This is a genomic window from Streptomyces sp. DSM 110735 (assembly GCF_016482685.1).
Lineage (GTDB): Bacteria > Actinomycetota > Actinomycetes > Streptomycetales > Streptomycetaceae > Streptomyces.
Map to the genome: position 1 here is coordinate 97,100 of NZ_JACYHF010000009.1, position 26,124 is coordinate 123,223.

At 70.3% G+C, this 26,124-nt stretch carries 23 protein-coding genes; 11 read left to right on the forward strand and 12 right to left on the reverse strand.

The window, feature by feature from the left end; genetic code table 11:
- Positions 1-4: 4 nt before the first annotated feature.
- Both IF655_RS16515 and IF655_RS16520 read right to left on the reverse strand, forming a co-directional pair.
- Entirely contained in the window at positions 5-595 is a 591-nt protein-coding gene (locus IF655_RS16515; protein ID WP_199585561.1) for a Uma2 family endonuclease, read from the reverse strand.
- Entirely contained in the window at positions 592-1,857 is a 1,266-nt protein-coding gene (locus IF655_RS16520) for an RNA-guided endonuclease TnpB family protein (RefSeq protein WP_199585562.1), read from the reverse strand. Before IF655_RS16520 ends, IF655_RS16515 begins: the two co-directional genes overlap by 4 nt.
- 287 nt (positions 1,858-2,144) lie before the next feature.
- Here IF655_RS16520 and IF655_RS16525 point away from each other — a divergent pair, with 287 nt between their 5' ends.
- The 4 genes from IF655_RS16525 to IF655_RS16540 all read left to right on the forward strand — a co-directional run bounded on the left by IF655_RS16525 (position 2,145) and on the right by IF655_RS16540 (position 9,387).
- On the forward strand, positions 2,145-3,950 hold the full coding sequence (locus tag IF655_RS16525; protein ID WP_199585563.1) for an ABC-F family ATP-binding cassette domain-containing protein: 1,806 nt from the start codon (positions 2,145-2,147) through the stop codon (positions 3,948-3,950).
- A gap of 183 nt (positions 3,951-4,133) precedes the next feature.
- Positions 4,134-5,978 (forward strand): PQQ-binding-like beta-propeller repeat protein, encoded by a 1,845-nt coding sequence (locus IF655_RS16530; protein WP_199585564.1) that lies wholly within the window; start codon positions 4,134-4,136, stop codon positions 5,976-5,978.
- Positions 5,979-6,015: 37 nt separating this feature from the next.
- Positions 6,016-8,466 carry a PQQ-binding-like beta-propeller repeat protein gene (locus tag IF655_RS16535; RefSeq protein ID WP_199585565.1) on the forward strand — a complete coding sequence of 817 codons (2,451 nt, stop codon included), beginning with the start codon at positions 6,016-6,018 and terminating at the stop codon, positions 8,464-8,466.
- A gap of 225 nt (positions 8,467-8,691) precedes the next feature.
- A complete protein-coding gene (locus IF655_RS16540) occupies positions 8,692-9,387 on the forward strand; it encodes a response regulator transcription factor (RefSeq protein WP_199585566.1) in 696 nt (231 codons plus the stop codon).
- Between the two features lie 34 nt (positions 9,388-9,421).
- Here the strand turns inward: IF655_RS16540 and IF655_RS16545 are convergent, their stop codons facing one another.
- Entirely contained in the window at positions 9,422-9,775 is a 354-nt protein-coding gene (locus IF655_RS16545) for a hypothetical protein (protein ID WP_199585567.1), read from the reverse strand.
- A 21-nt stretch (positions 9,776-9,796) separates the two neighbouring features.
- Entirely contained in the window at positions 9,797-11,509 is a 1,713-nt protein-coding gene (locus tag IF655_RS16550) for a sodium:solute symporter family protein (protein WP_199585568.1), read from the reverse strand.
- A 195-nt stretch (positions 11,510-11,704) separates the two neighbouring features.
- Here IF655_RS16550 and galT point away from each other — a divergent pair, with 195 nt between their 5' ends.
- Genes galT through galK form a run of 3 tightly spaced genes read left to right on the forward strand, consistent with a single transcriptional unit; the run spans position 11,705 to position 14,909 of the window.
- On the forward strand, positions 11,705-12,796 hold the full coding sequence (gene galT, locus IF655_RS16555; protein ID WP_199585569.1) for a galactose-1-phosphate uridylyltransferase: 1,092 nt from the start codon (positions 11,705-11,707) through the stop codon (positions 12,794-12,796).
- Entirely contained in the window at positions 12,793-13,755 is a 963-nt protein-coding gene (galE, locus tag IF655_RS16560) for a UDP-glucose 4-epimerase GalE (protein WP_199585570.1), read from the forward strand. Before galT ends, galE begins: the two co-directional genes overlap by 4 nt.
- Positions 13,755-14,909 (forward strand): galactokinase, encoded by a 1,155-nt coding sequence (gene galK, locus IF655_RS16565; protein ID WP_199585571.1) that lies wholly within the window; start codon positions 13,755-13,757, stop codon positions 14,907-14,909. The genes galE and galK overlap by 1 nt, the downstream gene beginning before the upstream one ends.
- Before the next feature lie 9 nt (positions 14,910-14,918).
- On the opposite strand, the gene IF655_RS16570 is transcribed toward galK, so the two are convergent.
- Positions 14,919-15,362 (reverse strand): N-acetyltransferase, encoded by a 444-nt coding sequence (locus tag IF655_RS16570; RefSeq protein ID WP_242488765.1) that lies wholly within the window; start codon positions 15,360-15,362, stop codon positions 14,919-14,921.
- A 277-nt stretch (positions 15,363-15,639) separates the two neighbouring features.
- Here IF655_RS16570 and IF655_RS16575 point away from each other — a divergent pair, with 277 nt between their 5' ends.
- Positions 15,640-16,407 (forward strand): response regulator transcription factor, encoded by a 768-nt coding sequence (locus tag IF655_RS16575; protein ID WP_199585573.1) that lies wholly within the window; start codon positions 15,640-15,642, stop codon positions 16,405-16,407.
- On the opposite strand, the gene tamR is transcribed toward IF655_RS16575, so the two are convergent.
- On the reverse strand, positions 16,366-16,863 hold the full coding sequence (gene tamR, locus IF655_RS16580; protein ID WP_199585574.1) for a MarR family transcriptional regulator TamR: 498 nt from the start codon (positions 16,861-16,863) through the stop codon (positions 16,366-16,368). The two genes, IF655_RS16575 and tamR, sit on opposite strands and share 42 nt — an antisense overlap.
- A gap of 89 nt (positions 16,864-16,952) precedes the next feature.
- On the opposite strand from tamR, the gene IF655_RS16585 reads away from it, so the two are divergent.
- Complete coding sequence (locus IF655_RS16585) at positions 16,953-17,765, forward strand: trans-aconitate 2-methyltransferase (RefSeq protein ID WP_199585575.1); 813 nt, start codon at positions 16,953-16,955, stop codon at positions 17,763-17,765.
- 3 nt (positions 17,766-17,768) lie between these two features.
- On the forward strand, positions 17,769-18,158 hold the full coding sequence (locus IF655_RS16590; RefSeq protein ID WP_199585576.1) for a VOC family protein: 390 nt from the start codon (positions 17,769-17,771) through the stop codon (positions 18,156-18,158).
- Here the strand turns inward: IF655_RS16590 and IF655_RS16595 are convergent.
- Both IF655_RS16595 and IF655_RS16600 read right to left on the reverse strand, forming a co-directional pair.
- Positions 18,155-18,832: a TetR/AcrR family transcriptional regulator gene (locus IF655_RS16595; RefSeq protein WP_018548157.1), complete on the reverse strand. Its 678-nt coding sequence runs from the start codon at positions 18,830-18,832 to the stop codon at positions 18,155-18,157. The two genes, IF655_RS16590 and IF655_RS16595, sit on opposite strands and share 4 nt — an antisense overlap.
- On the reverse strand, positions 18,829-19,824 hold the full coding sequence (locus IF655_RS16600) for an acyl-CoA desaturase (protein ID WP_199585577.1): 996 nt from the start codon (positions 19,822-19,824) through the stop codon (positions 18,829-18,831). Before IF655_RS16600 ends, IF655_RS16595 begins: the two co-directional genes overlap by 4 nt.
- Before the next feature lie 310 nt (positions 19,825-20,134).
- On the opposite strand from IF655_RS16600, the gene ppc reads away from it, so the two are divergent.
- Positions 20,135-22,867 carry a phosphoenolpyruvate carboxylase gene (ppc, locus tag IF655_RS16605; RefSeq protein ID WP_199585578.1) on the forward strand — a complete coding sequence of 911 codons (2,733 nt, stop codon included), beginning with the start codon at positions 20,135-20,137 and terminating at the stop codon, positions 22,865-22,867.
- Between the two features lie 71 nt (positions 22,868-22,938).
- On the opposite strand, the gene IF655_RS16610 is transcribed toward ppc, so the two are convergent.
- From IF655_RS16610 to IF655_RS16625, 4 genes are all read right to left on the reverse strand, one after another.
- Entirely contained in the window at positions 22,939-23,433 is a 495-nt protein-coding gene (locus IF655_RS16610; RefSeq protein ID WP_242488766.1) for a hypothetical protein, read from the reverse strand.
- Between the two features lie 63 nt (positions 23,434-23,496).
- Positions 23,497-24,093: an aminoacyl-tRNA hydrolase gene (pth, locus tag IF655_RS16615; protein ID WP_199585580.1), complete on the reverse strand. Its 597-nt coding sequence runs from the start codon at positions 24,091-24,093 to the stop codon at positions 23,497-23,499.
- A gap of 102 nt (positions 24,094-24,195) precedes the next feature.
- Positions 24,196-24,792 carry a 50S ribosomal protein L25/general stress protein Ctc gene (locus tag IF655_RS16620; RefSeq protein ID WP_199585581.1) on the reverse strand — a complete coding sequence of 199 codons (597 nt, stop codon included), beginning with the start codon at positions 24,790-24,792 and terminating at the stop codon, positions 24,196-24,198.
- Positions 24,793-24,997: 205 nt separating this feature from the next.
- Positions 24,998-25,978 carry a ribose-phosphate diphosphokinase gene (locus IF655_RS16625; RefSeq protein WP_199585582.1) on the reverse strand — a complete coding sequence of 327 codons (981 nt, stop codon included), beginning with the start codon at positions 25,976-25,978 and terminating at the stop codon, positions 24,998-25,000.
- Positions 25,979-26,124: the final 146 nt, after the last annotated feature.

The following is a 26,124-nucleotide window of genomic DNA, read 5'->3' on the forward strand; positions in this document are numbered from 1 at the left end:
CGCGTCAGAGCTGGTCGACGGCGGTCAAATCGATGCCGATGAGATAGGGCTTGTCGACCTTGATCTGGTCGCGGTGCATGCCCATGTGCACGTAGGACCTGGTGAGCGGGTCGAGTTCGTAGACATGGACGACGGGCTTGCCGTTCGTCGCCTCGACGCGCCAGAAGTTCGGAATTCCGGCGGCGGCGTACTTCTGCGGCTTGGTCGTGCGGTCCCGGGACTCGGAATCGGGCGAGACGACTTCGACGGCCAGGAGGACATCCTTGGCCAGGAAGCTGACCTGGGCGCGCCCGCTGAGTGCGTCGGCCCAGGTCACGATGACATCTGGTTCGAGACCGTTGTGCTCATCGAGGATGACGGTCATTTGCCGACTGACCTTGTACTCGTCCGGTCGGTCGGCACGAAGGCCGCTCACCAGCAGGTCGACCCCGACGGAGTGGTACGTGGACTGCGGCCGCGCGAGTACCAGGGTGCCGTCGATCAGCTGAATATGCGGCGGAAGGCCGGGCATCGTGAGCAGGTCGTCCACGGTGAAGCCGTCTTTGGGCGGCACGTGCCAGCGGCTGTACTGCGATGCCGACTCGGACTCGGTCATGGTTCCTCCCGTGACCCCACCCTCGCGTGCACGCGAGGGCTTCCTGGATCGCTGGCTGTGCAGCGTCGCAGAGGGCCGGCCCGGCCCCTGTTGAGGATGTTCAGAGCGCCGACGCGATCCGCGTTTGCTGTGAAGCGGCACGCCATGCACGCGAACCTCGCCTGGGTGACGCGGTTCCCCTTCGCGATATGCCCGCAGCTGGGGCAGGAGAGGGAGGTGTTGCGGGGGTCCACCGCGACGACGGTCCGACCGGCGCTTTCAGCCTTGTTGGCGAGGATCGCGAGGAACACCCCCCAACCCGTGTCGAGAATCGACCTGTTGAGCCCGGCTTTTGCGGCCCGTTGGTTCGGGAGGAAGGCGCCAGGCTGTTCGGGGTCGGGCTTGGGTACGGGCGCTTTGGTCATGCCCGCGACGTTCAGCCGTTCGTGGGCGATCACTTGGTGGTCGCGGACAAGCATGAGAGCGGTCTTGTGCGCGTGATCCAGGCGTCGGCGCCGGATCTTCGCGTGGATCCTGGCCACCTTCCGTGCGGCGGCGCGGTGCTTCTTCGTGCGCCGTTTGGCACGCCTGGGAAACGTCGCCAGCTGCCGTTGTGCCTCGGCGAGTTCCTGGGCCGCTTCTCGGAGGAAGCGGGGGCTGGCGATGTGCTTGCCGTCCGATGTGGTCAGGAAGTGGGTGATGCCCATGTCGATGCCGATGACCGCGTCCGTCTGTGGCAGGGGTTCGGCGGGAACGTCGCAGGACAGGACGACGTACCAGCGGCTTCCCTCGCGTTTGACCGTGACCGTCTTCACCCGCCCCTTGACCGGGCGATGCTGATGAACGCGGATGTGTCCGATGCCCTGGATCCGCACGCGGGTCTGCGGATCGTGCGGGGTGGAGTGCCAGCGGCAGCCGTCGCCGTCCCTGGGAAAGACGACGGTGTCAAAGCGCCCAACGCCTTTGAAGCGAGGGTATCCGGGCGTTGCACCGCTCTTCACGCGGCGGAAGAACGCGGTGAACGCCCTGTCGAGGCGGCGCAGCGTGGCCTGCTGGGAGGAGAAGGACCAGCGGTCCTGCCGCTCAGGGTCGAATGCGCGGATCTCCTTCAGCTGCGCGGACTGGCCGCCGTACGTGATTCTCGTCATCGAACTGTGCCGGTAGGCGTCCCGGCGCTCCTGGAGCGCGCCGTTGTAGAGGGAGCAGTGGTTGGCCAGCATCTCGCGAAGTGCCTGGGCCTGACGGGTCGTGGGGCGAAGGAGGAACTTGTATGTGCGGATCACGTCTGCTCCCCTTCCCTTTTGTCCCCTGTGCCTGCATAGGACCCAGCCGCCCCTGGCCGCCTCGTACTCAGCCGCCACCACCGATCATGCGTTCCATGCGCGCGCGGCCCTGGGAATCGGTCGCCGTTCACCTCATCGAGGGACACCCCAGCGACCCACAGTCACTTGATCAGCGGTTGGAGACCTGAGCACCTCATCGCGCAGGGTGACCACCCCCTCTCGATCCGCCACCCCCACTACAGGCCCTACGCTTGAAGGCTGATCCGCCCCGCGCGCACAGGAGTGAAATGGCCGTCAACCTGGTCAATGTCGAGAACGTCAGCAAGGTCTACGGCACGCGTGCCCTGCTGGACGGTGTCTCGCTCGGTGTGTCGGAGGGGGACCGGATCGGGGTCGTCGGGCGGAACGGGGACGGGAAGACCACGCTGATCCGGATGCTCGCGCGGCTGGAGGAGGCCGACAGCGGGCGGGTGACGCACTCCGGGGGGCTGCGGCTCGGCGTGCTGACGCAGCACGACTCGCTCGATCCGGAGGCGACCGTCCGGCACGAGGTCATCGGGGACATGGCCGACCACGAGTGGGCGGGCAACGCCAAGGTCAGGGACGTGCTGACCGGGCTGTTCGGCGGGCTCGACCTGCCCGGGTTCCCCAAGGGGCTGGACACCGTCATCGGTCCGCTCTCCGGCGGTGAGCGGCGCCGTATCGCGCTGGCGAAGCTGCTCATCGAGGAGCAGGACCTCGTCGTCCTGGACGAGCCCACCAACCACCTCGACGTCGAGGGCATCTCCTGGCTGGCCCGGCATCTGCGCGAGCGCCGCTCGGCGCTGGTGTGCGTCACCCACGACCGCTGGTTCCTGGACCAGGTCTGCACCCGCATGTGGGACGTGCAGCGCGGTGATGTGTACGAGTACGAGGGCGGCTACTCCGACTACGTCTTCGCCCGTGCGGAGCGCGAGCGCATCGCCGCCACCGAGGAGGTCAAGCGGCAGAACCTCGTGCGCAAGGAGCTGGCCTGGCTGCGCCGGGGCGCGCCCGCCCGTACCTCCAAGCCGCGCTTCCGCGTCGAGGCCGCCAACGAGCTGATCAAGGACGTGCCGCCGCCGCGCGACACCAGCGAGCTGATGAAGTTCGCCTCCTCCCGGCTCGGCAAGACGGTCTTCGACCTGGAGAACGTCTCCATCGAGGCGGGTCCCAAGCTGCTGCTCCAGCACGTCACCTGGCAGCTCGGTCCCGGCGACCGCATCGGTCTGGTCGGCGTCAACGGCGCGGGCAAGACCTCCCTGCTGCGCGCCATGGCCCAGGCCGCCCGCACCGAGGGCGAGGCGCAGCCCGCCGCCGGACGCATCGCGGTCGGCAGGACGGTCAAGCTCGCCTACCTCTCCCAGGAGGTCGCCGAACTCGACCCCAGCACCCGGGTATTGGAAGCCGTGCAGCAGGTGCGTGAGCGCGTCGACCTCGGCAAGGGCCGTGAGATGACGGCGGGTCAGCTCTGCGAGACCTTCGGCTTCAGCAAGGAGAAGCAGTGGACGCCGGTCGGTGACCTCTCCGGCGGTGAGCGCCGCCGTCTGCAGTTGCTGCGCCTGCTCATGGACGAGCCCAACGTCCTCTTCCTGGACGAGCCCACCAACGACCTCGACATCGAGACCCTCAACCAGTTGGAGGACGTCCTCGACGGCTGGCCAGGATCGATGATCGTCATCTCCCACGACCGCTTCTTCGTCGAGCGCACCACCGACAAGGTGTACGCCCTCCTCGGTGACGGCACGCTGCGGATGCTGCCGCGCGGTATCGACGAGTATCTGGAGCGGCGGCAGCGGATGGAGGAGGCGGTCGCCGCGTCCGCTCCCGCCCCGAAGAGCGCCGCCGCCCCCGAGCGCAGCGCCGCCGACCAGCGCGCCGCGAAGAAGGAACTCCAGAAGATCGAGCGCCAGTTGGACAAGATCTCCGAGAAGGAGACCAAGCTCCACGCGGCCATCGCGGACAACGCCACCGACTTCGGCAAGGTGGCCGAACTCGACGCCCAGCTCCGGGGTCTCGCCGACGAGCGCGAGGAACTGGAGATGCGCTGGCTGGAGTTGGCCGAGGACGCGTAACGACGGCATCACGGGCCGGTCCTCCCTTGGGAACGCTTGGGAGGACCGGCTCTCGTGCGCTGCTGTGCTGTCGGCGGCGGGTGATAGAAAAGAGCCGTTCGGGGGAGCGCGCGCCGGCCTGCGGGTCGGCCACCGCCTCGGAGCACTTGGCTAAAAATCAGTGGACGAGGGGGAACAGCGCTGATGACTCAGCCACCCGGTCAGCCGCCGCAGGGCGGATTCGGAGCACCGCAGGACCAGCCGCCGCAGGGCCACCAGCCCCCGGCGCAACCGCCGCACGGCCAGCCTCCGCAGGGTCAGCCGCCGCAGAGTCCGCCTCCGCAGAGTCCGCCGCAGCCCGGTTTCGGCGCTCCGCAGAACGCCCCGCAGAACGCCCCGCAGGGTCCCCCGCCCCCCGCGCAGCCGCCCAACACCCCGCCCCAGCAGCCCGGTTACGGCTTCCCGCAGCAGCCGCCCGGACCCTACGCGCAGCCGGGTCCGTACGCCCAGCAGCCGGGTCCCTACGGCTACCCGCCCCAGCCCGGCGGTCCGTACGCCCAGCAGCCCGGTCCCTACGGCTACCCGCAGCAGCCGTACCCCGGCGCCCCCGGCACCCCGCCCGGCTCCGGCGGCAACGGCAAGAAGGTCGCCGTCATCGCGGGCGCCGTCGCCGCCGCGCTGCTCCTCGTCGGCGGCACGGTCTACGCCGTGACCTCCGGCGACTCCGGCGGCAAGAAGCCCGTCGCGCACCAGAGCGACGACCCCAAGCCGACCGTCACCGCCCCGGTCGACCCGGGCGACGGCAGCGGCGACGGCGGCTCCGACACCGACGACCTCAACGCGGGCCGCAAGCCCGGCGAGGCGAAGGTCCTCTGGTACAAGACCGCCCCCGACGCCCCCGGTTCGGGCGCGGACGCCCCGGGCATGTGGATCACCGGACGTACGGCGGTGAAGGCGGCGTACAAGCAGGTCTTCGCCTACCGCGTGACCGACGGCACCCCCGCCTGGGCGCCGATCTCCTTCCCGCAGAAGATCTGCGCGGTCACCCCGGACCCCGCCGACGGCAAGATCGTCGTCGGGTACATGAACGGCGTCAGCGACCGCGCCAAGTGCAACCAGCTCCAGCAGATCGACCTCGACACCGGCAAGAAGGGCTGGCACGGCGAGGTCCCCGACGGCGGGCTGTTCGACAGCGCGATGAACGTGCAGCTCGTCACCAGCGGCAACACCCTGCTGGTCGGGCGCTCGCAGTCGGGCGTCGCGTTCGACATCCGCACCGGGCACAAGATGTACGAGTCCAAGAAGTACGGCGAGGACTGCTTCCCGGTCGGCTTCACGGGCGGCGGCGGACGGCTGGTCCAGGTCGCCTCCTGCGGCGCCGGTCGCAGCGACGAGCACGACGAGGTACGACAGCTCGACGCGGTCACCGGCAAGGTGAAGTGGACACAGAAGATCAAGAAGGGCTGGCGGGTCCAGCACGCGTACGCGGTGAACCCGCTGGTGATCTACCTCGTCAACGACGACAAGAAGGCGTGGAACATCTCCACCCTGACCGACGGCGGCACGTTCCGCTCCGAGGTGAAGGTGGACGAGAAGTTCACCACGAGCTGCGGATGGGCGGTGCTCAACCGCGCGCTCCAGGGCTGCCAGGGTGCCGTCGTCTCCGGCGACACGCTCTATCTGCCGACCAGCAGGACCACCGGACCCAACGAGATCGTCGCCGTCAGCCTCGCCACCGGCAAGGAGAAGTGGCGCGTCAAGTCCCCCACGGACGAGTCGATGACGCCGATCAAGGCGGAGGGCGGCAAGCTCGTCGCCTATGTGCACCCGTCGTACGACACCGGGGGGCGGATCGTCGCGATCCCGACCGCCGGGTCCTCGCACAAGCCGGGCACGCTGCTCCAGAACCCGTCCTCGACCGCGGAGATCGAGAACACCTTCTTCAGCAGCGCGATCGCGTGGTCCGACGGCCGGTTCTACCTCTCCTCGAACCGGCTGACCGGCAACGACGACGACAAAGAAAAGCTGATGATGGCGTTCGGCAAGTGACCCACGCCCCGCCTCCCCACCCCGAGGTACCCACCCCATGACCCAGCCACCCCCCAACGACCCCCAGCGGGACACCTCCGGTGAGGCGTCGCAGGTTCCGGCACCGCAGGAGCCGTCCCCGGCCACCTCGCAGCCGACCGACCCCGCCACGCCCGAGTCCCCGGACAACTCCGGTGCCACGCAAAGCGGTTCCAAGGCGCCTCTGAGCAAGGAGCGGGAAACCCAGGACCCGCCGACCACCCAGCTCGCCCCCGTCCCGCCGACGGACGCCCCCGAGCCTGCCGCCGAGCCCCCGGACAACTCCGCTGCCGCACAAGGCGGTTCCACGGCGTCCCTGAGCAAGGAGCCCGAGGCGCAGGACCCGCCGACCACGCTGCTGAAGCCGGTCCCGCCCGTGGACGCGACTCCGGCTGCCGCCGGGGACAACTCCGATGCGGACAAGGGTGGTTCGCAGGCATCCCCGGGCGCGCAGACCGGCGCCCAGGACCCCCCGACCACGCAACTCGCGCCCGTCCCCCAGCCGGGCGGCTTCGGCCCGCCCCAGCCGCCCACCGCGCCGGTACCGGCACCCCAACCGCCCGCGTCCCAGCCGGGGTTCGGCGCGCCCCAGCCGCCCGCCGCCGCCCCGCAGCCCGGCGGATACGGCGCGCCGCAGCCCCCCGCTGCCGCGCCCCAGCCCGGTTTCGGCGCACCCCAGGGTCAGCCCCCCGCGTCCGCGCCCGGATTCGGCGCACCCCAGGACCAGCCCGGCGGATACGGCACGCCCCAAGGCACGCCCCCCGCCGCCCCCCAGCCCGGCGGATACGGCGCGCCCCCCGGCTACGGTCCCGTCCCGCAGGGCAGCCCCACCCCCGGCTACGCCTACCCGCAGCCGTACGCCCACCCCACCGCCCCGCAACCGCACCCCGCCGCCCCGCCGCAGGCTCCCTACGGCTACCCCCAGGCTCCGCCGCCCCCCGGCTACGCCTACCCGGGGCAGCCGCAGCAGCCGTACGGCTACCCGGGCGGGCCGCAGCCGCCGTACACGCAGCACCCCACCGCGCCGTACCCCGCGCCGAAGCAGGGCGGGCAGCGGACCGTGGTGTACATCGTCGTCGCCGCCGTGCTCGCGATCGCGCTGATCGCGGGGCTCGGGTTCTGGTACGCCAACTCCGGTGACGGCGGCGGGAAGCAGAACACCGCGCACTCCTCCGGCGGCACCGGCGGGAAGAACGGCTCCGGCGGGACGGCGGGCGGCGGCAAGGAGAAGGCTCCGGCCGATCCCAGCGCCAAGCTGCTGTTCCAGGTGCCGCTGCCGCAGACCAAGAACACCGTCGTGACGGCGGGTTCCTGGCTGACGGACACGGTGTACGCCAAGTCGGGCGTCGCGGAGATCACCGGGTACGACCCCGCCGACGGCACCCGCAAGTGGACGCTCAAGCTGCCCGGTCCGGTCTGCTCGGCGAGCAGGCAGCTCACCGACGACGGACGCACCGCGATCGTCTTCCAGCCGAAGATGAACGACACCCGGGCGGGCTGCAGCCAGGTCGCCGCCGTGGACCTCGTCAAGGGCACGCGGCTGTGGACGAAGACGGTGGGGGAGGGCGACTTCCCCGTCACCTTCGACAACGTCACCGTCTCGGGCCGTACCGTCGCGGCGGGCAGCAACGAGGGCGGCGCCGCGTTCGACATCGACTCCGGCAAGGCGCTCTGGCAGCCCAAGCCGTCCGACGGCTGCTACGACGCCGGATACGGCGGGGGCGCCAAGCTCGTCGCGGTCCGCAAGTGCGGCGGCTACGACAACCCGACGCTGCACATCCAGACCATCGACCCGAAGTCCGGCAAGGTGCTCTCCGAGTACAAGATGGCCCCCGGCATCGAGTACGCCTCCGTGATCTCCACCGAGCCCCTGGTCGTCGCCGCCGACGTGGGCGACAGCGCGGGCGACGGCAGCGGCATCTCGGACTACTTCTCCATCGACAACAAGACCGGCAAGCTGCTCACCCGGATCTCCGCACCCGGCGACACCTACGCGGGCAAGTGCGACAGCATCACACGGGTCGAGGACTGCCGGGGCGTCGTCGCGGGCAACGGCAAGCTGTACCTCGCCACCGAGGAGCACGACGGCACGGGCGACAAGTACAGCAAGACCAACGAGATCGTCGCCTTCGACCTGACCACCGGCAAGCAGACCGGCCAGCGCGCCCCCGCGGGCAACGGCTACACGCTCTACCCGCTGCGCATGGACGGCACCAACCTGCTCGCCTACAACCACCCGCCCTACGACAAGGGCGGCCAGGTCCTCAGCATCGACGGCTCCTCCTTCAAGGCGACCAAGCTGCTGGAGAACCCGGCCACCCGTGACGTGCACCAGTCGGAGGCGACCATGCCGCCCGACTACGCGGAACTCCGGTTCGCGGGTGGCCGTCTGTTCATGTCCGCGGTCTTCGCGCACAAGGTGACCTACGGCAAGGAGTACCTGGTGCTCGCCTTCGGCACGGACGACTGAGCGCGCAGGACGACTGAGCGCAGGACGGCTGAGCGCACCCCGCCTCGTCCCGAGTGCCCCGGATTTCATCGGTCCGGGGCACTTCTCCGCATAGTGGCGGCGCGACGTCGAACAAGCGTGTAACTTCCGGGACATGGGGGACGAGGCGCCGGGGGGCCCTCTGTCCCCGGGGACCGGTGGGCGTCCATAGTGGGGCATCCACCGGGGGACTGGGGGGTTTGCAGTATGGGAGTGCGGCTGATGGTCGTCGACGACCACCGCCTGCTCGCGGAGGCGCTGGCCTCCGCGCTCAAGCTGCGCGGGCACCGGGTGCTCGCGGCGGCGGCACCGGCGGCGGGCGCTGCCGAGCTGGTGATCACACGGGCACCCGAGGTGTGCCTGCTGGGTACGGCGGCACCCGCCGAGCCGGGCGCCTTCGACCCGGTGGTCCGGATCAAGCGGGAGCGTCCGCAGGTGGCCGTGGTGGTCCTCGGACCCGTGCCGTCCCCGCGCGGCATCGCGGCTGCCTTCGCGGCCGGTGCCTCGGGGTACGTCCGGCACGACGAGCGCATCGAGGGCGTCGAGCGGGCCATCATGAAGGCACGGGCGGGCGAGGCTGCCGTCGCGCCCCAGCTTCTCCAGGGCGCCTTCGCGGAGCTGCTCAACCCCGCCGCCCAGCCCGACGACGAGGGGCAGCGGCTGCTGCGGCTGCTCACCCCGCGCGAGGTCGAGGTGCTGGTCCGGGTCGCGGACGGTGAAGACACGCGCCGTATCGCGGCGGGCATGGGGATAGCGCCCAGCACCGCCCGTACCCATGTGCAGCGCGTCCTGATGAAGCTCGGCGTCGGCTCCCGCCTGGAAGCCGCCGCCCTCGCCGCCCGCACCGGTCTGCTGGACAGAGCGGGACCCCTGCCGCACATGACGACGGGGCCGGAGCTGTGACGCACAGCTCCGGCCCCGCACGGTCCACGCCCGGCTAGTGAGCCGGGTCCTCCTCGCTCACGCCCTCCGCGGGGAGCGGGGGCGGGGTCGGGCGGAGCTTGAGCCACGCCAGGAAGAAGACGCCGAGGATCAGCATGCCGATGCCGGTCCACAGGTTGATGTTGACGCCCTCGGCCTTGTCGATCGCCGCCTGGGAGTCGGTGATCCCGGCGATCGTGACGATGATGCCGTAGACCACGAACAGTCCGCCGATGATGCGCCGCAGGTCGAAGATGCGGGCCGCGGTCGCGGACTTGCCCTCCAGCTCGGTGACCTCGCGCTGGACGTCGTGCTCGGTCGCGCCGTGCCCGCTGGTCTCGTGCTCGGGGCGGGGGGATTCTTCGGTCATGGTTTCCTCATCCTCCCGCGATCAGAACGAGAACGGGATGTAGCAGGCGGCGGCCAGGACGACGGCGCCCCAGCCGAGCAGGGCGGGCTTGCGGTACCAGGCGTCGTCGCCCTCGGCCGGTGCCTCGGACATGCCCGGCGAGGTGGTGCCGTAGACCAGACCCTGGAGTTCCTCGGCGGGCTTGGCCTTGGTGAACAGCGACACCGCGACCATGACGACCGCGCCCGCGACGAAGCCCGCGATGGCGGAGACGAAGTTGGCGCCCTGGTCGGAGGGGATCGAGATGATGCCCTGCTTGTAGAACACGAAGTAGTTGACCATCGCGGTCGCGGTGCCCGCGAGCAGACCCCAGAAGCCGGACTTGGCCGAGGCGCGCTTCCAGAACATGCCGACGATGAAGACCACGAACATCGGGACGTTGAAGAAGGAGAACAGCGTCTGGAGGTAGCTCATGATGTTCGAGAACGAGGACGCCAGGAACGCCGTGCCGACGGAGGCGGCAACACCGATCACGGTGATCAGGCGGCCGAAGCGGACGTAGTAGCCGTCCTCCTGGCCGGGCTTGACGTAGCGCGCCCAGATGTCGGTGGTGAACACGGTGTTGAAGGACGACACGTTGGCCGCCATGCCCGCCATGAACGCCGCGAGCAGACCGGTGACCGCGATGCCGAGCACGCCGTTGGGCAGCAGTTCCTGCATCAGATAGGGGATCGCGTCGTTGTACTGGAGCCCGGAACCGGCGGTGCCGATCTTGGGGACCAGGGCGGCGGCGACCAGACCCGGGATCATCACCAGGAAGACGATGAAGATCTTCGGGTACGCGGCGATCAGCGGGGTGCGCTGTCCCGCGGAGAGGTTCTTCGCGGACAGGGCGCGCTGCACCTCGGCGAAGTTGGTGGTCCAGTAGCCGAAGGACAGCACGAAGCCGAGACCGAGGACGATGGTCAGCCAGTTCGCGCCGAGCGGGTTGGTGCTGCCGATGCCGGTGCCGCCCCACGCGGTGGTGAAGTTCGCCCCGTGCGTGGCGTCCAGCTTGTGGGTCAGACCGTCCCAGCCGCCGACCTTCTTCAGACCGAGGAAGGTGATCGGGATGAGGGCGGCCAGGATCACGAAGAACTGGAGGACCTCGTTGTAGATCGCCGAGGAGAGACCGCCGAGCGTGATGTACGCGAGCACGAAGGCGCCCGCGACCACGATCGCCACCCACTGCGGCCAGCCGAGCAGTGCCTCGACCACGATCGCCAGCGCGTACAGGTTGACGCCCGCGATCAGGATCGCCGCGAACGCGAACAGGATCGAGCTGAGCAGATGGGCTGCCTTGTCGAAGCGCAGCAGCAGGAACTCGGGGACCGAGCGGACCTTGCTGCCGTAGTAGAAGGGCATCATCACGAGGCCCAGGAAGACCATCGCGGGGATGGCGCCGATCCAGTACCAGTGCACGGTGTACGCGCCGTACTGCGCGCTGTTGGCCGCCATGCCCAGGATCTCGGTGGCCGCCAGGTTCGCCGAGATGAAGGCGAGACCGGTGATCCAGGCGGGCAGCGAGCGTCCGGAGAGGAAGAAGTCCAGGCTGGTCTTCACCGAGCGGCGGGCGGCGAAGCCGATGCCGAGGACGACGACGAAGTAGATGGCCAGGATCGTGTAATCGAGCCAGTTGGTGGGGAGCCGTAGCTCCGCGGCCAGATAGGTGGGGCCCGCCGCCAGGGGCGCGGGGCCGGTCGGGGACGTCTGCATGAGAACTCGCTTCGTTGCGCGAACTGATCCAGAGCGGAACCTACGCCGCGGCCTTCAGTATTTGAACAGTTCTGTTGGTGTTCTTTGTTTGATTGTGATCGTGCGACCCGTTGTCGAGTTGTGGTTTGTTATGTTTGTTTGTGTTGAGTGATTGGGTGTGGGCGCCCCGCGGGGTGGTCGATCAAGGAGTCCGGCGTGAAGAAGACCCCGACGCAACTGGCCGACGGGCGTGAGCTGATCTACTACGACCTGCGCGACAGCGCGGTGCGCGACGCGGTGGACCGGCGCCCCCTTGAGCCCACCGTCACCCGCTCCGAGATCCGCCGCGACCCGCTGCTCGGCGACTCGGTCGCCATCGCCTCCCACCGCCAGGGCCGCACCTACCACCCCCCGGCCGACGAGTGCCCGCTGTGCCCGAGCCGGGGCGAGCGGCTGAGCGAGATCCCCGACTCCTCCTACGACGTCGTGGTCTTCGAGAACCGCTTCCCTTCCCTCGCCGGGGACTCGGGGCGCTGCGAGGTCGTCTGCTTCACCTCCGACCACGACGCGTCCTTCGCCGACCTCACCGAGGAGCAGGCCCGGCTGGTCCTCGACGCATGGACCGACCGCACCGCCGAGCTGTCCCAACTCCCCGCGGTGAAGCAGGTGTTCTGCTTCGAGAACCGGGGCGCCGAGATCGGTGTGACCCTCGGCCATCCCCACGGGCAGATCTACGCCTACCCGTTCACCACACCCCGCACCGCGCTGATGCTCCGCTCGGTCGCCGCGCACAAGGAGCAGAGCGGCGGGGAGAACCTCTTCGACGCCGTCCTCGCGCGGGAACTCGCCGGTGAGCGGGTCGTCCTGGAGAGTGAACACTGGGCGGCGTTCGTGCCGTACGCCGCGCACTGGCCGTACGAGGTCCACCTGTACCCCAAGCGCCGGGTGCCCGATCTGCTCGCGCTCGACGAGGACGCGCGCACAGAGTTTCCCCAGGTCTATCTGGAACTCTTGAGGCGCTTCGACCGGATCTTCGAGCGGGAGGGAGAGGGAAGCGCTGTGGGCGGGACTCCGAGCGAGTCTCCGACGCCGTACATCGCCGCCTGGCACCAGGCGCCGTTCGGCGACACGGGTGTCCCCGGCGCGCAGCGCGAGGACTTCGCGCTGCACCTGGAGCTTTTCACCATCCGACGCACTTCCGGCAAGCTGAAGTTTCTCGCGGGTTCCGAGTCCGGCATGAACGTATTCATCAACGACGTGCCGCCGGAGCGCGCGGCCGAGCGACTGCGAGAGGTAGCGAGTTCATGAAGTACCTGGTGACGGGTGGCGCGGGTTACGTCGGCAGCGTGGTGGCCCAGCATCTGCTGGAGGCGGGGCACGAGGTCACCGTCCTCGACAACCTCTCCACCGGCTTCCGCGCGGGCGTCCCCGAGGGGGCGACCTTCGTCGAGGGCGACATCCGCGACGCCGCCAAGTGGCTCGACGCCTCCTACGACGGCGTGCTGCACTTCGCCGCGTTCTCGCAGGTCGGCGAGTCGGTCGTGAAGCCCGAGAAGTACTGGGAGAACAACGTCGGCGGCACCATGGCGCTGCTCGCCGCGATGCGCGAGGCGGGCGTGCGCCGCCTGGTCTTCTCCTCCACCGCCGCGACCTACGGCGAGCCGGAGGAGGTCCCGATCCGGGAGTCCGCCCCGACGAAGCCCACCAACCCCTACGGCGCCTCCAAGCTCGCCGTCGACCACATGATCACCGGCGAGGCGGCGGCGCACGGACTGGCGGCGGTCTCGTTGCGCTACTTCAATGTGGCGGGCGCGTACGGCAGTTACGGCGAGCGGCACGACCCCGAGTCCCACCTCATCCCGCTCGTCCTCCAGGTCGCCCAGGGACGCCGCGACGCCATCTCCGTCTACGGCGACGACTACCCGACCCCCGACGGCACCTGCGTGCGCGACTACATCCACGTCGCCGACCTCGCCGAGGCACACCTCCTCGCCCTCGACGCCGCCAAGACCGGCGAGCACCTGATCTGCAACCTCGGCAACGGCAACGGCTTCTCCGTCCGCGAGGTCGTCGAGACCGTCCGCGAGGTCACCGGGCACCCGGTCCCCGAGATCACCGCCCCGCGCCGGGCGGGCGATCCGGCGGTCCTGGTGGCGTCCGCCGAGACGGCACGCGCCACACTGGGCTGGAACCCTTCCCGCGCGGACCTCGCCGGGATCATCGCGGACGCCTGGCAGTTCGCGCGTCGGACGCACAAGGAGCAATAGTGGGCGCAGAGTCGGTCCGGGAACGCTTCGCCGAGCTGTACGGAGCCGAGCCGGAGGGGGTGTGGGCGGCGCCGGGCCGGGTCAACCTGATCGGCGAACACACCGACTACAACGACGGCTTCGTGATGCCGTTCGCACTTCCCCACCAGGTGACGGCGGCGGTCTCGCGCCGCACCGACGGGGTGCTGCGCCTGCACTCGGCGGACATCGGGGGCGACCCCGTGGAGCTGGAGCTGTCCGCGCTGGAGCCGGGCTCCGACACGGACTGGACGGCGTACCCGGCGGGCGTCGTCTGGGCGCTGCGCGAGGCGGGCTGTGCGCTGACCGGCGCGGACATCCACCTGTCCTCCACGGTGCCGACCGGCGCGGGTCTGTCCTCCTCGGCGGCACTGGAGATCGTCGTCGCCCTCGCCCTGAACGACCTCCACGAACTCGGGCTGCCCCGCTGGCGGTTGGCCCGCCTGTGCCAGCGCGCCGAGAACGTCTACGTCGGCGCCCCCACCGGCATCATGGACCAGACCGCCTCCGCCTGCTGCGAGGAGGGCCACGCCCTCTTCCTCGACACCCGCGACCTCTCCCAGCGCCAGATCCCCTTCGACCTCGCCGCCGAGGACCTGCGCCTCCTGGTCGTCGACACCCAGGTCAAGCACGCCCACAGCAGCGGCGAGTACGGCAAGCGCCGCGCGGGCTGCGAGAAGGGCGCGGCACTGCTGGGCGTGGACGCGCTGCGGGACGTGCCGTACGAGGACCTCGACAAGTCCCTCGCGGACCTCGGCGACGAGGACGAGGTCCGCCGCCTGGTCCGCCACGTCGTCACGGAGGACCACCGGGTGGAACGGGTGGTGGCCGTGCTTCAGTCGGGCAACGTCCGCGACATCGGCCCCCTCCTCACCGAGGGCCACGCCTCCCTCCGCGACGACTTCCGCATCTCCTGCCCGGAACTGGACCTCGCCGTCGACACGTCCCTGTCAGCCGGAGCCCTCGGCGCCCGCATGACCGGCGGCGGCTTCGGCGGCTCCGCCATCGCCCTGGTGGAAGCGACCTCGGTGGACACCATCACCAAGGCGATCGAGGAGTCCTTCACGAACGCCGGGTACACGACCCCCCGCGTCTTCGAAGCGGTGCCGTCGCCGGGAGCCCGCCGCGTGCTCTGAGCGCTGCGGTCACCCCAGCTTCTTCGTCAGCGTGTACTCCGTGACCCCCGGGGGATAGTCCGGGATCTCGCAGACGATCTCGTAGCCCTGTTTGCGGTAGAAGGCGGGGGCCTGGAAGTCCCAGGTCTCCAGGCGGGCGTGGGTGCAGGCGCGGGTGGTGCGGGCGAGGTTCTCGGCGTCGGTGAGGAGGCGGGTGCCCAGGCCGGTGCCCCGGTGGGCGGTGTCGACCCAGAGGTGGGTGATGTGGAGCCAGCCGGCCCAGGTGTGGGCGACCAGGCCGCCGGAGAGGGCGCCCGCGTCGTCCAACGCCCAGACGTGGAGCGGGGTTTCCCGCGCCTCGGGGGTGCCGCGCAGGGCGGCGAGGACGGGGGAGGCCGCCGTGTTGGTGTCCCGTAGCCGCGCCCGCAGCAGAGCACGTCGGTCCTTGTCGACTTCCGTCTCGATACGAAACATGCGGCACACCATAAACGCGCAGCCCGGTCAGTTCCGCCAATTCGCCCGCCCCCGAAGGTCCCCGCCCGTACGCTGAGAAGCGGTGCCGGTGGGGGCCGGTGCCGATTCAGGGGGCGAGACAGGCGGGTACGGCACCCGCGAGGGGGGTAGCACTGTCCGCGACGGCTGGGGCCGCGCGGTCGGGCCCCTTCGCGGGTGCCGTGACCGCGAGCCGTCGTCGTTCTCCCAGCCTGGGGTCTCCCCCGCTCCCACGCGGAGCCTGGGGATAGGGGGTTACGTGGTTCGCATCCGAGTCCTGGTCGTCGACGATCACCGCATCTTCGCCGAGTCGCTCGCCGCCGCGCTCGCCGCGGAGCCGGACGTCGACGTGTTCGCCGCGGGCAGCGGTCCGGCGGCGCTGCGCTGCCTGGAGCGGGCCGCCGCGGAGGGGCGCAGGTACGACGTCCTGCTGGTCGACGCCGATCTGGGCAGGGTGCTGCCGGGCGGACGCGCCGCCATCCCCGTGCAACTGGGCGACGCCGAGGGTCCGGTGGACGGGATCTCCCTGGTCGCCGGGGTGCGCACCGCCCAGCCGGGCGTGCGCTGCGTGGTCCTCGCCGAGAAGGACGAGCCCCGCCGGGCAGCCCTCGCGCTCCAGGCGGGCGCCTGCGGCTGGGTCGCCAAGGACTGTTCGCTGTCCCGGCTGCTCACCGTCATCCGGGGTGTCCTGCGCGACGAGACGCATCTGCCGCCCGCCCTGCTCACCGGCGTCCTCAAGGAGATCACCGCCGCCCGCAAGCACCGCAGCGAGAGCGAACGCCTGGTGGAGTCGCTGACCCCGCGCGAGCGGGAGGTGCTGCGCTGCATGGTCGCCGGGCTCGGCCGCAAGGCGGTCGCGGAGCGGCTGTTCCTCTCCCCGCACACCGTGCGCACCCATATGCAGAACGTGCTGGGCAAACTCGGCGTCCACTCCACGCTCGCCGCCGTCGCGCTCGCGCGCCGGGCCGGGGTGGGACCGGTGGACCTAGCCGGGGACGTTGTCGAACGGGGCGGTCAACTGGCGTAGCAGTCCCGCCAGTTCGGAGCGCTGCGCGGTGGACAGCTCGCCCAGGATCGCCCGCTCCTGCGCCAGCAGCCCCGCCAGCGCCTCGTCCGCCCGGTCGCGCCCGGTGTCGGTCAGCCGCACCAGCACGCCCCGCCGGTCGCTCGGGTCGGGCAGCCGCTCGACCAGACCCTTCTTGGCGAGCCGGTCGATCCGGTTGGTCATCGTGCCCGAGGTGACCAGCGTCTGGGTGAGCAACTGGCCGGGGGAGAGCTGGTACGGCGTCCCGGCGCGCCTGAGCGCGGTCAGCACGTCGAACTCCCAGGGCTCCAGTTGGTGCTCGGCGAAGGCGAGCCGACGCGCGCGGTCCAGGTGCCGGGCCAGCCTGCTCACCCGGCTCAGTACTTCCAGCGGCTCCACGTCGAGGTCCGGGCGCTCCCGGCGCCACGCAGCGACCAGCCGATCGACCTCGTCCTCCATGGAGATCAGTGTAGTGGTTGTGTCGACGTGAAGTCTCTTGATGTCAAGTGTCTTGACATCGAGATATCGACCGCGCCACGCTGGACCCCATGACGACGCCGCAGTGGAACCCCGCCCAGTACCTCCGCCACGCCGGTCACCGCCTGCGCCCCTTCACCGACCTCCTCGCCCGCGTCCCCGACCCGCCGGGCACCCGCCCGCGCGTCGCCGACCTCGGCTGCGGACCCGGCAACGCCACCGCCCTGCTCGCCGCCCGCTGGCCCACCGCGCACATCACCGGCTACGACAACTCGCCCGAGATGCTGGACCGCGCCCACACCGAGCACGAGGGTCCCACCGAAGGCGGCGGCCGTCTGGACTTCGCCCCCGCCGACGCCCGCACCTGGACCCCGGACGAGCCCTGCGACGTGCTCGTCTCCAACGCCACCCTCCAGTGGGTGCCGGGCCACCTCGACCGCTTCCCCGACTGGACCGCCGCCCTGAACCCCGGCGGCACCTTCGCCTTCCAGGTCCCCGACAACACCGACGCCCCGCTGCACGCCCTCATGCGGGACCTCGCGGACACCCCGCGCTGGAAGTCCCGCCTCGCCGGTGTCCTGCGCCGCCCGGACTCCGTGCACACCCCCGGCGTCTACCTCGACCGCCTCGCCCGCCTCGGTCTCGCCACCGACGTGTGGCAGACGACGTACCAGCACGTCCTGACCGGCGAGGACCCGGTGCTCGACTGGGTCAAGGGCACCGGACTGCGCCCCGCCCTGACCGCGCTCGGCGACGACCCCGAGGCGCGGGACGCCTTCCTCGCCGAGTACCGCGACCTGCTGCGCACCGCCTACCCGAGCGCGTCGTACGGGACCGTGCTGCCGTTCCGCCGTCTCTTCGCCGTCGCCGTCCGGGAGGTCTGAGCCGTGCTCGTCGCCGTCGACCATGTCCAGCTCGCCGCCCCCGCGGGGAGCGAGGACGCGCTGCGCGCCTTCTACACCGGCGCCCTCGGCATGACCGAGATCCCCAAGCCCCCGGTGCTCGCCGCGCGCGGCGGCTGCTGGTTCCAGGCGGGTCAGGTGCGGCTCCACCTGGGCGTCGAGGACGACTTCCGCCCCGCCCGCAAGGCTCACCCGGGGCTGCGGGTCCGGGACATCGAGGCGTACGCCGCCCGGATCACCGCCCACGGCACCCCCGTGACCTGGGACGACAACCTCCCCGGTCACCGCCGCTGCTACGCCGAGGACCCGGTCGGCAACCGCCTGGAGTTCCTGGAGCCGACCGAGCCCGCGGTGCCGCAGGAGAAGCGGCGCTAGTTCTTGCGGTGCCCTATCAGCCGCGGCTTCTGCTCAAGACCGTCGAGCCCGTGCCACGCGAGGTTCACCAGATGCGCCGCGACCTCCGCCTTCTTCGGGCGGCGCACGTCCAGCCACCACTGCCCGGTCAGCGCGACCATCCCGACCAGCGCCTGCGCGTACAGCGGTGCCAGCTTGGAGTCGAAGCCGCGGCTCTTGAACTCGCGGCCCAGGATGTCCTCCACCTGGGTCGCGATGTCCGAGATCAGCGAGGCGAAGGTGCCCGTGGACTGCGGGATGGGCGAGTCGCGCACCAGGATGCGGAACCCGTCCGTGTACTCCTCGATGTAGTCCAGGAGCGCGAAGGCAGCCTGCTCGCACAGCTCGCGGGGATGCCCCGCCGTCAGCGAGCCGGTCACCATGTCGAGCAGCCGCCGCATCTCGCGGTCGACCACCACCGCGTACAGCCCCTCCTTGCCGCCGAAGTGCTCGTACACCACCGGCTTGGACACCCCGGCCTTCGCCGCGATCTCCTCCACCGACGTGCCCTCGAAGCCCTTCGCCGCGAAGAGGGTGCGACCGATCTCCAGCAACTGCTGGCGGCGCTCGGCACCGGTCATACGGGTCCGGCGCGTCCGCCGCTGCTTGTCGTTGCCCTGGATGCTGCTGGAGTCGGTCGCCACGCCGTCAATCATGCCGCCTCGGCGCCGGCCTTCCCGCTCCGGGAGGAGTCCGCACCGTCGCTGCGGCGCGAATCGATACGCGAGCGTGACGGCCAGCGCACGTCGTACGCCCAGCCGAGCTGCTCGCACCAGCGGATGATCCGCGCCGAGGAGTCGATCTGGCCGCGCTCCACACCGTGCCGCGCCGCCGTCGGGTCCGCGTGGTGCAGGTTGTGCCAGGACTCGCCGCAGGACAGGACCGCCAGCCACCACACGTTGCCCGAGCGGTCGCGCGACTTGAACGGCCGCTTGCCCACCGCGTGGCAGATCGAGTTGATGGACCAGGTCACGTGGTGCAGCAGCGCCACCCGGATGAGTGAACCCCAGAAGAACCCGGTGAAGGCACCCCACCAGGACATCGTGACCAGCCCGCCGATCAGCGGCGGCAGCGCCAGCGAGATCGCGGTCCACATCACGAACTGCCGGGAGATCGTCCGGATGGCGCGGTCCTTGATCAGGTCCGGAGCGAACTTGTCCTGCGGGGTCTGCTCCTCGTCGAACATCCAGGCGATGTGGGCCCACCACAGGCCCTTCAGCAGCGCCGGGAGCGTCTCGCCGTAGCGCCAGGGGGAGTGGGGGTCGCCCTCGGCGTCGGAGAACTTGTGATGCCTGCGATGGTCGGCCACCCAGCGCACGATCGGGCCCTCGACCGCCATCGAGCCCATGATCGCCAGCGCGATCCGCAGGGGCCGCTTGGCCTTGAACGAGCCATGGGTGAAGTACCGGTGGAAACCGATGGTGATGCCGTGGCAGCCGATGAAGTAGAAGAGTGCCAGCAGGCCCAGATCGAGCCAGCTCACTCCCCAGCCCCAGACCAGCGGCACGGCCGCCACCAGGGCCAGGAACGGCACCACGATGAACACGAGCAGGGCGATCTGCTCGATCGAGCGCTTCTTCTCGCCGCCCAGCGTGGCGAGGGAGGCATCGGGTGAGGCTTCGTCGATCACATCGGAACTTGAGGTCATGCGCGTCCCCTGTGGGGTCGAGGGTCGGGGCAGGTGCCGGGCCAGTCGGGACCGGACGGGAAGGAAGGGAGTCCTTCCCTACGGTTCCGTAACCTACGGCGTCGTAAGTATGGCAGCGAGTCGGGGCGCGGCAAGGGCCCCAAGCCCTGCGCGTCCCGGTGGACACCTATCCTTGGAAACGGTCGGACAGCGCCGTCCGCTCTGTTTACTTCCCGGACGTTCCAGGCCGTATGCGGCGTTTTGCGCCGCGATGGATGGATGCCCCGGGTTCCCTCCCAGTTGAGCTTCAACACTGCAAGGAGCCGCACCTGTGAGCAGTGCCGACGACCAGACCACCACGGCCGGCAGCGAGCTGCGCGCCGACATCCGGCGCCTGGGCGACCTGCTGGGCGAGACCCTCGTACGGCAGGAGGGTCCCGAACTCCTGGAACTGGTCGAGAAGGTCCGCCGCCTGACCCGCGAGGACGGGGAGGCCGCCGCCGAGCTGCTGCGCGGCACCGAACTGGAGACCGCCGCCAAGCTCGTGCGCGCCTTCTCCACCTATTTCCACCTGGCCAACGTCACCGAGCAGGTGCACCGCGGCCGCGAGCTGCGCGCCCGGCGCGCCGCCGAGGGCGGTCTGATCGCCCGCACCGCCGACCGCCTCAAGGACGCCGACCCCGAGCACGTCCGCGAGACCGTCCGCAACCTCAACGTGCGACCCGTCTTCACCGCGCACCCCACCGAGGCAGCCCGGCGTTCCGTCCTCAACAAGCTGCGGCGCATCGCGGAACTCCTGGACACCCCCGTCCTCGACTCCGACCGCCGCCGCCACGACGTGCGCCTGGCGGAGAACATCGACCTCGTCTGGCAGACCGACGAGCTGCGCGTGGTGCGCCCCGAGCCCACCGACGAGGCACGCAACGCCATCTACTACCTGGACGAACTCCACGCCCACGCCGTCGGTGACGTCCTGGAGGACCTCACCGCCGAGCTGGAGCGCGTCGGCGTCCAGTTGCCCGACGACACCCGCCCGCTCACCTTCGGCACCTGGATCGGCGGCGACCGCGACGGCAACCCCAACGTCACCCCCCAGGTCACCTGGGACGTCCTCATCCTCCAGCACGAGCACGGCATCAACGACGCCCTGGAGATGATCGACGAACTGCGCGGACTGCTCTCCAACTCCATCCGCTACACCGGCGCCACCGAGGAACTCCTCACCTCCCTCGACGCAGACCTGGAGCGCCTGCCGGAGATCAGCCCCCGCTACAAGCGCCTCAACGCCGAGGAGCCCTACCGGCTCAAGGCCACCGCGATCCGCCAGAAGCTGGAGAACACCAAGCAGCGCCTGGCCCGCAACACCCCCCACCAGGAGGGGCGCGACTACCTCGGCACCGCCGAGCTGCTCGACGACCTGCGGATCATCCAGACCTCCCTGCGCGTGCACCGCGGCGCCCTGTTCGCCGACGGCCGCCTCGCCCGCGTCATCCGCACCCTGGCCGCCTTCGGTCTCCAGCTCGCCACCATGGACGTCCGCGAGCACGCCGACGCCCACCACCACGCCCTCGGCCAGCTCTTCGACCGCCTCGGCGAGGAGTCCTGGCGCTACGCCGACATGCCCCGCGACTACCGCGCCAAGCTGCTCGCCAAGGAGCTGCGCTCGCGCCGCCCGCTCGCCCCGAGCCCGGCGCCCGTCGACGCGGCAGCCGCCAAGACCCTCGGTGTCTTCCAGACCGTCAAGCGCGCGCTCGAGGTCTTCGGACCCGAGGTCATCGAGTCGTACATCATCTCGATGTGCCAGGGCGCCGACGACGTCTTCGCCGCCACGGTGCTCGCCCGCGAGGCGGGGCTGCTCGACCTGCACGCCGGGTGGGCGAAGATCGGCATCGTGCCGCTGCTGGAGACCACCGACGAGCTGAAGGCCGCCGACACCATCCTGGAGGACATGCTCTCCGACCCCTCCTACCGGCGCCTGGTCGCGCTGCGCGGAGACGTCCAGGAGGTCATGCTCGGCTACTCCGACTCCTCCAAGTTCGGCGGCATCACCACCAGCCAGTGGGAGATCCACCGCGCCCAGCGCCGCCTGCGCGACGTCGCCCACCGCTACGGCGTCCGCCTGCGCCTCTTCCACGGCCGCGGCGGCACCGTGGGGCGCGGCGGCGGTCCCTCGCACGACGCGATCCTCGCCCAGCCCTGGGGCACCCTGGAGGGCGAGATCAAGGTGACCGAGCAGGGCGAGGTCATCTCCGACAAGTACCTGATCCCCTCCCTCGCCCGGGAGAACCTGGAGCTGACGGTCGCCGCCACCCTCCAGGCGTCCGCCCTGCACACCGCGCCCCGCCAGTCCGACGAGGCGCTCGCCCGCTGGGACGCCGCCATGGACGTCGTCTCCGACGCCGCCCACTCCGCCTACCGCGAGCTGGTCGAGGACCCCGACCTGCCGACGTACTTCCTCGCCTCCACCCCGGTCGACCAGCTCGCCGACCTGCACCTGGGCTCGCGACCCTCCCGCCGCCCCGGCTCCGGTGTCTCGCTCGACGGACTGCGCGCCATCCCCTGGGTGTTCGGCTGGACCCAGTCCCGGCAGATCGTGCCCGGCTGGTTCGGCGTCGGCTCCGGGCTCAAGGCGCTGCGCGAGGCGGGTCTGGACACCGTGCTCGACGAGATGCACGAACAGTGGCACTTCTTCCGCAACTTCATCTCCAACGTCGAGATGACCCTCGCCAAGACGGACCTGCGGATCGCCCAGCACTACGTCGACACCCTCGTGCCCGACGAGCTGAAGCACGTCTTCGACACCATCCGCGCCGAGCACGACCTCACCGTCGCGGAGATCCTGCGCGTCACCGGCGAGAAGGAACTCCTCGCCGCCCAGCCCGTCCTCAAGCAGACGTTCGCCATCCGCGACGCCTACCTGGACCCGATCTCCTACCTCCAGGTCGCCCTGCTCAAGCGCCAGCGCGACGCGGTCGCCGAGGACGCCGAACCCGACCCGCTCCTCGCCCGCGCCCTGCTCCTGACCGTCAACGGCGTGGCGGCGGGCCTGCGCAACACCGGCTGACCCCGGCGTACGACACGACGGTGCCCCCGGCAGCCGAAAGGCTCCGGGGGCACCGTCATGCCCGGAAGGACCTACTGCGCCGTCACGAACGCCCCCGTCAGCAGCGCCACGCCCAGCACCCCCAGCACCCAGCCGGTCCGCGTCAGCCGCATCCCGCCCGCCACCACCACCGAGGCCAGCACCAGCGCCCCGCCCAGCGGCAGCCACGCGAACAGCGTCCCCGAGAGACCCGAGCGCACCACCACGTCCGTGCCGGGTTCCACCGTCACGTCGTAGGTCCGGCCCTCCCGCACCGCGACGGTCCGCGCGAGCACCACCCGGTCCCGGCGCACCGCACCGGCGGACGTCGGCGCGAACGGACCCGTACAGCGGTCGCCGGAACAGTCCGTCACCCGCATCGTGCCGTGCTCACGGCCCTTGGGCAGCATCACGTGCTGCGCGGTGCCCCAGGAACCCCACGCACCGGCGAAGAGGATCAGCGCGGCACACACGCCCATCAGCACGGCCCGCCCCACCCCCAATGCGGTCACGGAAGCCCGGCGGACAGAACTGGCTCTGGCAGGCATGGCCGGGATCATTGGCCATACCCCTACGACCGGTCAACTCCGGTGGGGAGCAGACCGGACAAGTCAGGAGTTGTACGCCGACTGCGCCCGCTCCAGACCCTCCGTCACCAACGACTCCACCGCGTCCGCCGCCCGGTCCACGAACCAGTCCAGCTCCTTGCGCTCGGCGGACGAGAAGTCCTTCAGCACGAAGTCCGCCACCTGCATCCGCCCCGGCGGACGCCCGATCCCGCACCGCACCCGGTGGTAGTCCGCGCCCATCGCCTTCGTCATCGACTTCAGACCGTTGTGCCCGTTGTCGCCGCCGCCCAGCTTCAGCCGCAGCGTCGCGTAGTCGATGTCCAGCTCGTCGTGCACCGCGACGACGTGGTCGAGCGGCACCTTGTAGAAGTCGCGCAGCGCGTTCACCGGACCGCCCGACAGGTTCATGAACGACATCGGCTTCGCCAGGATCACCCGGCGGCTGCCCGGACCCGCCGGACCGATCCGCCCCTCCAGCACCTGCGCCTGCGCCTTGGACGCCCGCTTGAACTTCCCGCCGATCCGCTCCGCGAGCAGATCCACCACCATGAAACCGACGTTGTGCCGGTTCATCGCGTACTCAGGACCCGGATTGCCGAGCCCGACGACCAGCCAGGGGGCACTCTCGGACGTGCTCACGTCCCAGTCTCCTCACGTGCGACAGCCGCTGCTCCCCCAAGGGAAGCAGCGGCTGGAGCGAAAACGGCTGCCGCCACGGACGCGGCGGCAGAACCGGGGCGCTTACGCCTCGGCGGTTTCGTCACCCTCGACGGCCTCGGCCTCGGGGGCCTCCTCGGCCTGGGCGGCCAGGACCTGCAGGACGACGGCGTCGTCCTCGACGGCCAGCGAGACACCGGAGGGCAGCTTGATGTCCTTGGCGTGGATCGAGGCACCGGCCTCCAGGCCCTCGACGGAGACCGTCACGGACTCGGGGATGTGCGTGGCCTCGGCCTCGACCGGCAGGGCGTTCAGCACGTGCTCGAGCAGGTTGCCGCCCGGGGCCAGCTCGCCCTCGGCGACGACCGGGATCTCGACGGTGACCTTCTCGCCGCGCTTGACCAGCAGCAGGTCGACGTGCTCGATGAAGCCCTTGATGGCGTCGCGCTGGACGGCCTTCGGGATCGCCAGCTCGTTGGTCTTGCCGTCGATGTCCAGGGCGATCAGGACGTTCGGCGTACGCAGCGCGAGCAGCAGCTCGTGGCCCGGGAGGGTCAGGTGCAGGGGCTCGGAGCCGTGGCCGTAGAGGACACCGGGAACCTTGCTGTCACGGCGGATGCGGCGGGCCGCACCCTTGCCGAACTCGGTGCGGGTCTCGGCGGCGATCTTCACCTCGGACATGTGAATCACTCCTCGTAGAGGTAGATACGGACGTGGTCACCCGGCCACGAACGGCCTGCTACGAAGAGCGCGTCGATAACGGACAACCGCCTCGTGAGAACACGAGTGCGGCCTCCCTCGCCGAGCAACTTCAGCAGTTTACCCGGCAAGGAGGCCGCACCCAAAAGGATCTTCGGCTAGCCCGCGGAACGGGTCAGCAGAAACCTCACTGCTCGTCGAAGAGACTCGTCACCGAGCCGTCCTCGAAGACCTCACGCACCGCGTTCGCGATCGTCGGGGCGATCGACAACACCTTGATCTTGTCCAGGTCCGCCGCCAGCTCACCCGGCGTCGGCAGCGTGTTCGTGAACACGAACTCGCTCACCCGGGAGTTCTTCAGCCGGTCCACCGCCGGACCCGACAGCACACCGTGCGTCGCCGTCACGATCACGTCCTCCGCGCCGTGCGCGAACAGGGCGTCCGCAGCCGCGCAGATCGTGCCGCCCGTGTCGATCATGTCGTCGACCAGCACGCACACCCGGCCCTCGACCTCGCCCACGACCTCGTGGACGGTGACCTGGTTCGCCACGTCCTTGTCCCGGCGCTTGTGCACGATCGCCAGCGGCGCGCCCAGCCGGTCGCACCACCGGTCCGCCACCCGCACCCGGCCCGCGTCCGGCGAGACCACCGTCAGCTTGTTCCGGTCCACCTTGTCGCCCACGTAGTCCGCCAGCAGCGGCAGCGCGAACAGGTGGTCCACCGGACCGTCGAAGAAGCCCTGGATCTGGTCCGTGTGCAGATCCACCGTCAGGATGCGGTCCGCACCCGCCGTCTTCATCAGATCCGCGATCAGACGCGCCGAGATCGGCTCACGGCCACGGTGCTTCTTGTCCTGGCGGGCGTAACCGTAGAACGGCACGATCACCGTGATGGAGCGCGCCGACGCGCGCTTCAGCGCGTCGATCATGATGAGCTGCTCCATGATCCACTTGTTGATCGGAGCGGTGTGGCTCTGGATCAGGAAGCAGTCCGCGCCTCGCGCCGACTCCTGATAGCGGACGTAGATCTCACCGTTGGCGAAGTCGAAAGCCTTCGTCGGGACGACCCCCACACCGAGTTCGCGGGCGACCTCCTCGGCAAGCTCGGGGTGGGCGCGGCCGGAGAAGAACATCATCTTCTTCTCGCCGGTCGTCTTGATCCCGGTCACAGCACTGTCTCCTCAGAGGTGTGTCGGCCAGCCTCGGCCAAGCGGCCTCTCGGCTGGGCACGAGAGGGCCGAATTAGCTGGTAGGGGGTGCGGTTGTGCACTTATCACGGTACGCCGTGTTTGACGCACTCGTGTCCGGAAGGGGT

Excerpts from the sequence above, each read along its gene's own strand:
- IF655_RS16540 (WP_199585566.1), top strand. The coding sequence starts at position 8,692 with ATGGGAGTGCGGCTGATGGTCGTCGACGACCACCGCCTGCTCGCGGAG.
- tamR (WP_199585574.1), bottom strand. The coding sequence starts at position 16,863 with ATGGAGGACGAGGTCGATCGGCTGGTCGCTGCGTGGCGCCGGGAGCGC.
- IF655_RS16600 (WP_199585577.1), bottom strand. The coding sequence starts at position 19,824 with ATGACCTCAAGTTCCGATGTGATCGACGAAGCCTCACCCGATGCCTCC.
- IF655_RS16620 (WP_199585581.1), bottom strand. The coding sequence starts at position 24,792 with ATGTCCGAGGTGAAGATCGCCGCCGAGACCCGCACCGAGTTCGGCAAG.
- IF655_RS16545 (WP_199585567.1), bottom strand. The coding sequence starts at position 9,775 with ATGACCGAAGAATCCCCCCGCCCCGAGCACGAGACCAGCGGGCACGGC.
- IF655_RS16585 (WP_199585575.1), top strand. The coding sequence starts at position 16,953 with ATGACGACGCCGCAGTGGAACCCCGCCCAGTACCTCCGCCACGCCGGT.
- IF655_RS16570 (WP_242488765.1), bottom strand. The coding sequence starts at position 15,362 with ATGTTTCGTATCGAGACGGAAGTCGACAAGGACCGACGTGCTCTGCTG.
- IF655_RS16525 (WP_199585563.1), top strand. The coding sequence starts at position 2,145 with ATGGCCGTCAACCTGGTCAATGTCGAGAACGTCAGCAAGGTCTACGGC.
- IF655_RS16530 (WP_199585564.1), top strand. The coding sequence starts at position 4,134 with ATGACTCAGCCACCCGGTCAGCCGCCGCAGGGCGGATTCGGAGCACCG.
- IF655_RS16535 (WP_199585565.1), top strand. The coding sequence starts at position 6,016 with ATGACCCAGCCACCCCCCAACGACCCCCAGCGGGACACCTCCGGTGAG.
- galE (WP_199585570.1), top strand. The coding sequence starts at position 12,793 with ATGAAGTACCTGGTGACGGGTGGCGCGGGTTACGTCGGCAGCGTGGTG.
- IF655_RS16515 (WP_199585561.1), bottom strand. The coding sequence starts at position 595 with ATGACCGAGTCCGAGTCGGCATCGCAGTACAGCCGCTGGCACGTGCCG.
- IF655_RS16610 (WP_242488766.1), bottom strand. The coding sequence starts at position 23,433 with ATGCCTGCCAGAGCCAGTTCTGTCCGCCGGGCTTCCGTGACCGCATTG.
- IF655_RS16595 (WP_018548157.1), bottom strand. The coding sequence starts at position 18,832 with ATGATTGACGGCGTGGCGACCGACTCCAGCAGCATCCAGGGCAACGAC.
- IF655_RS16550 (WP_199585568.1), bottom strand. The coding sequence starts at position 11,509 with ATGCAGACGTCCCCGACCGGCCCCGCGCCCCTGGCGGCGGGCCCCACC.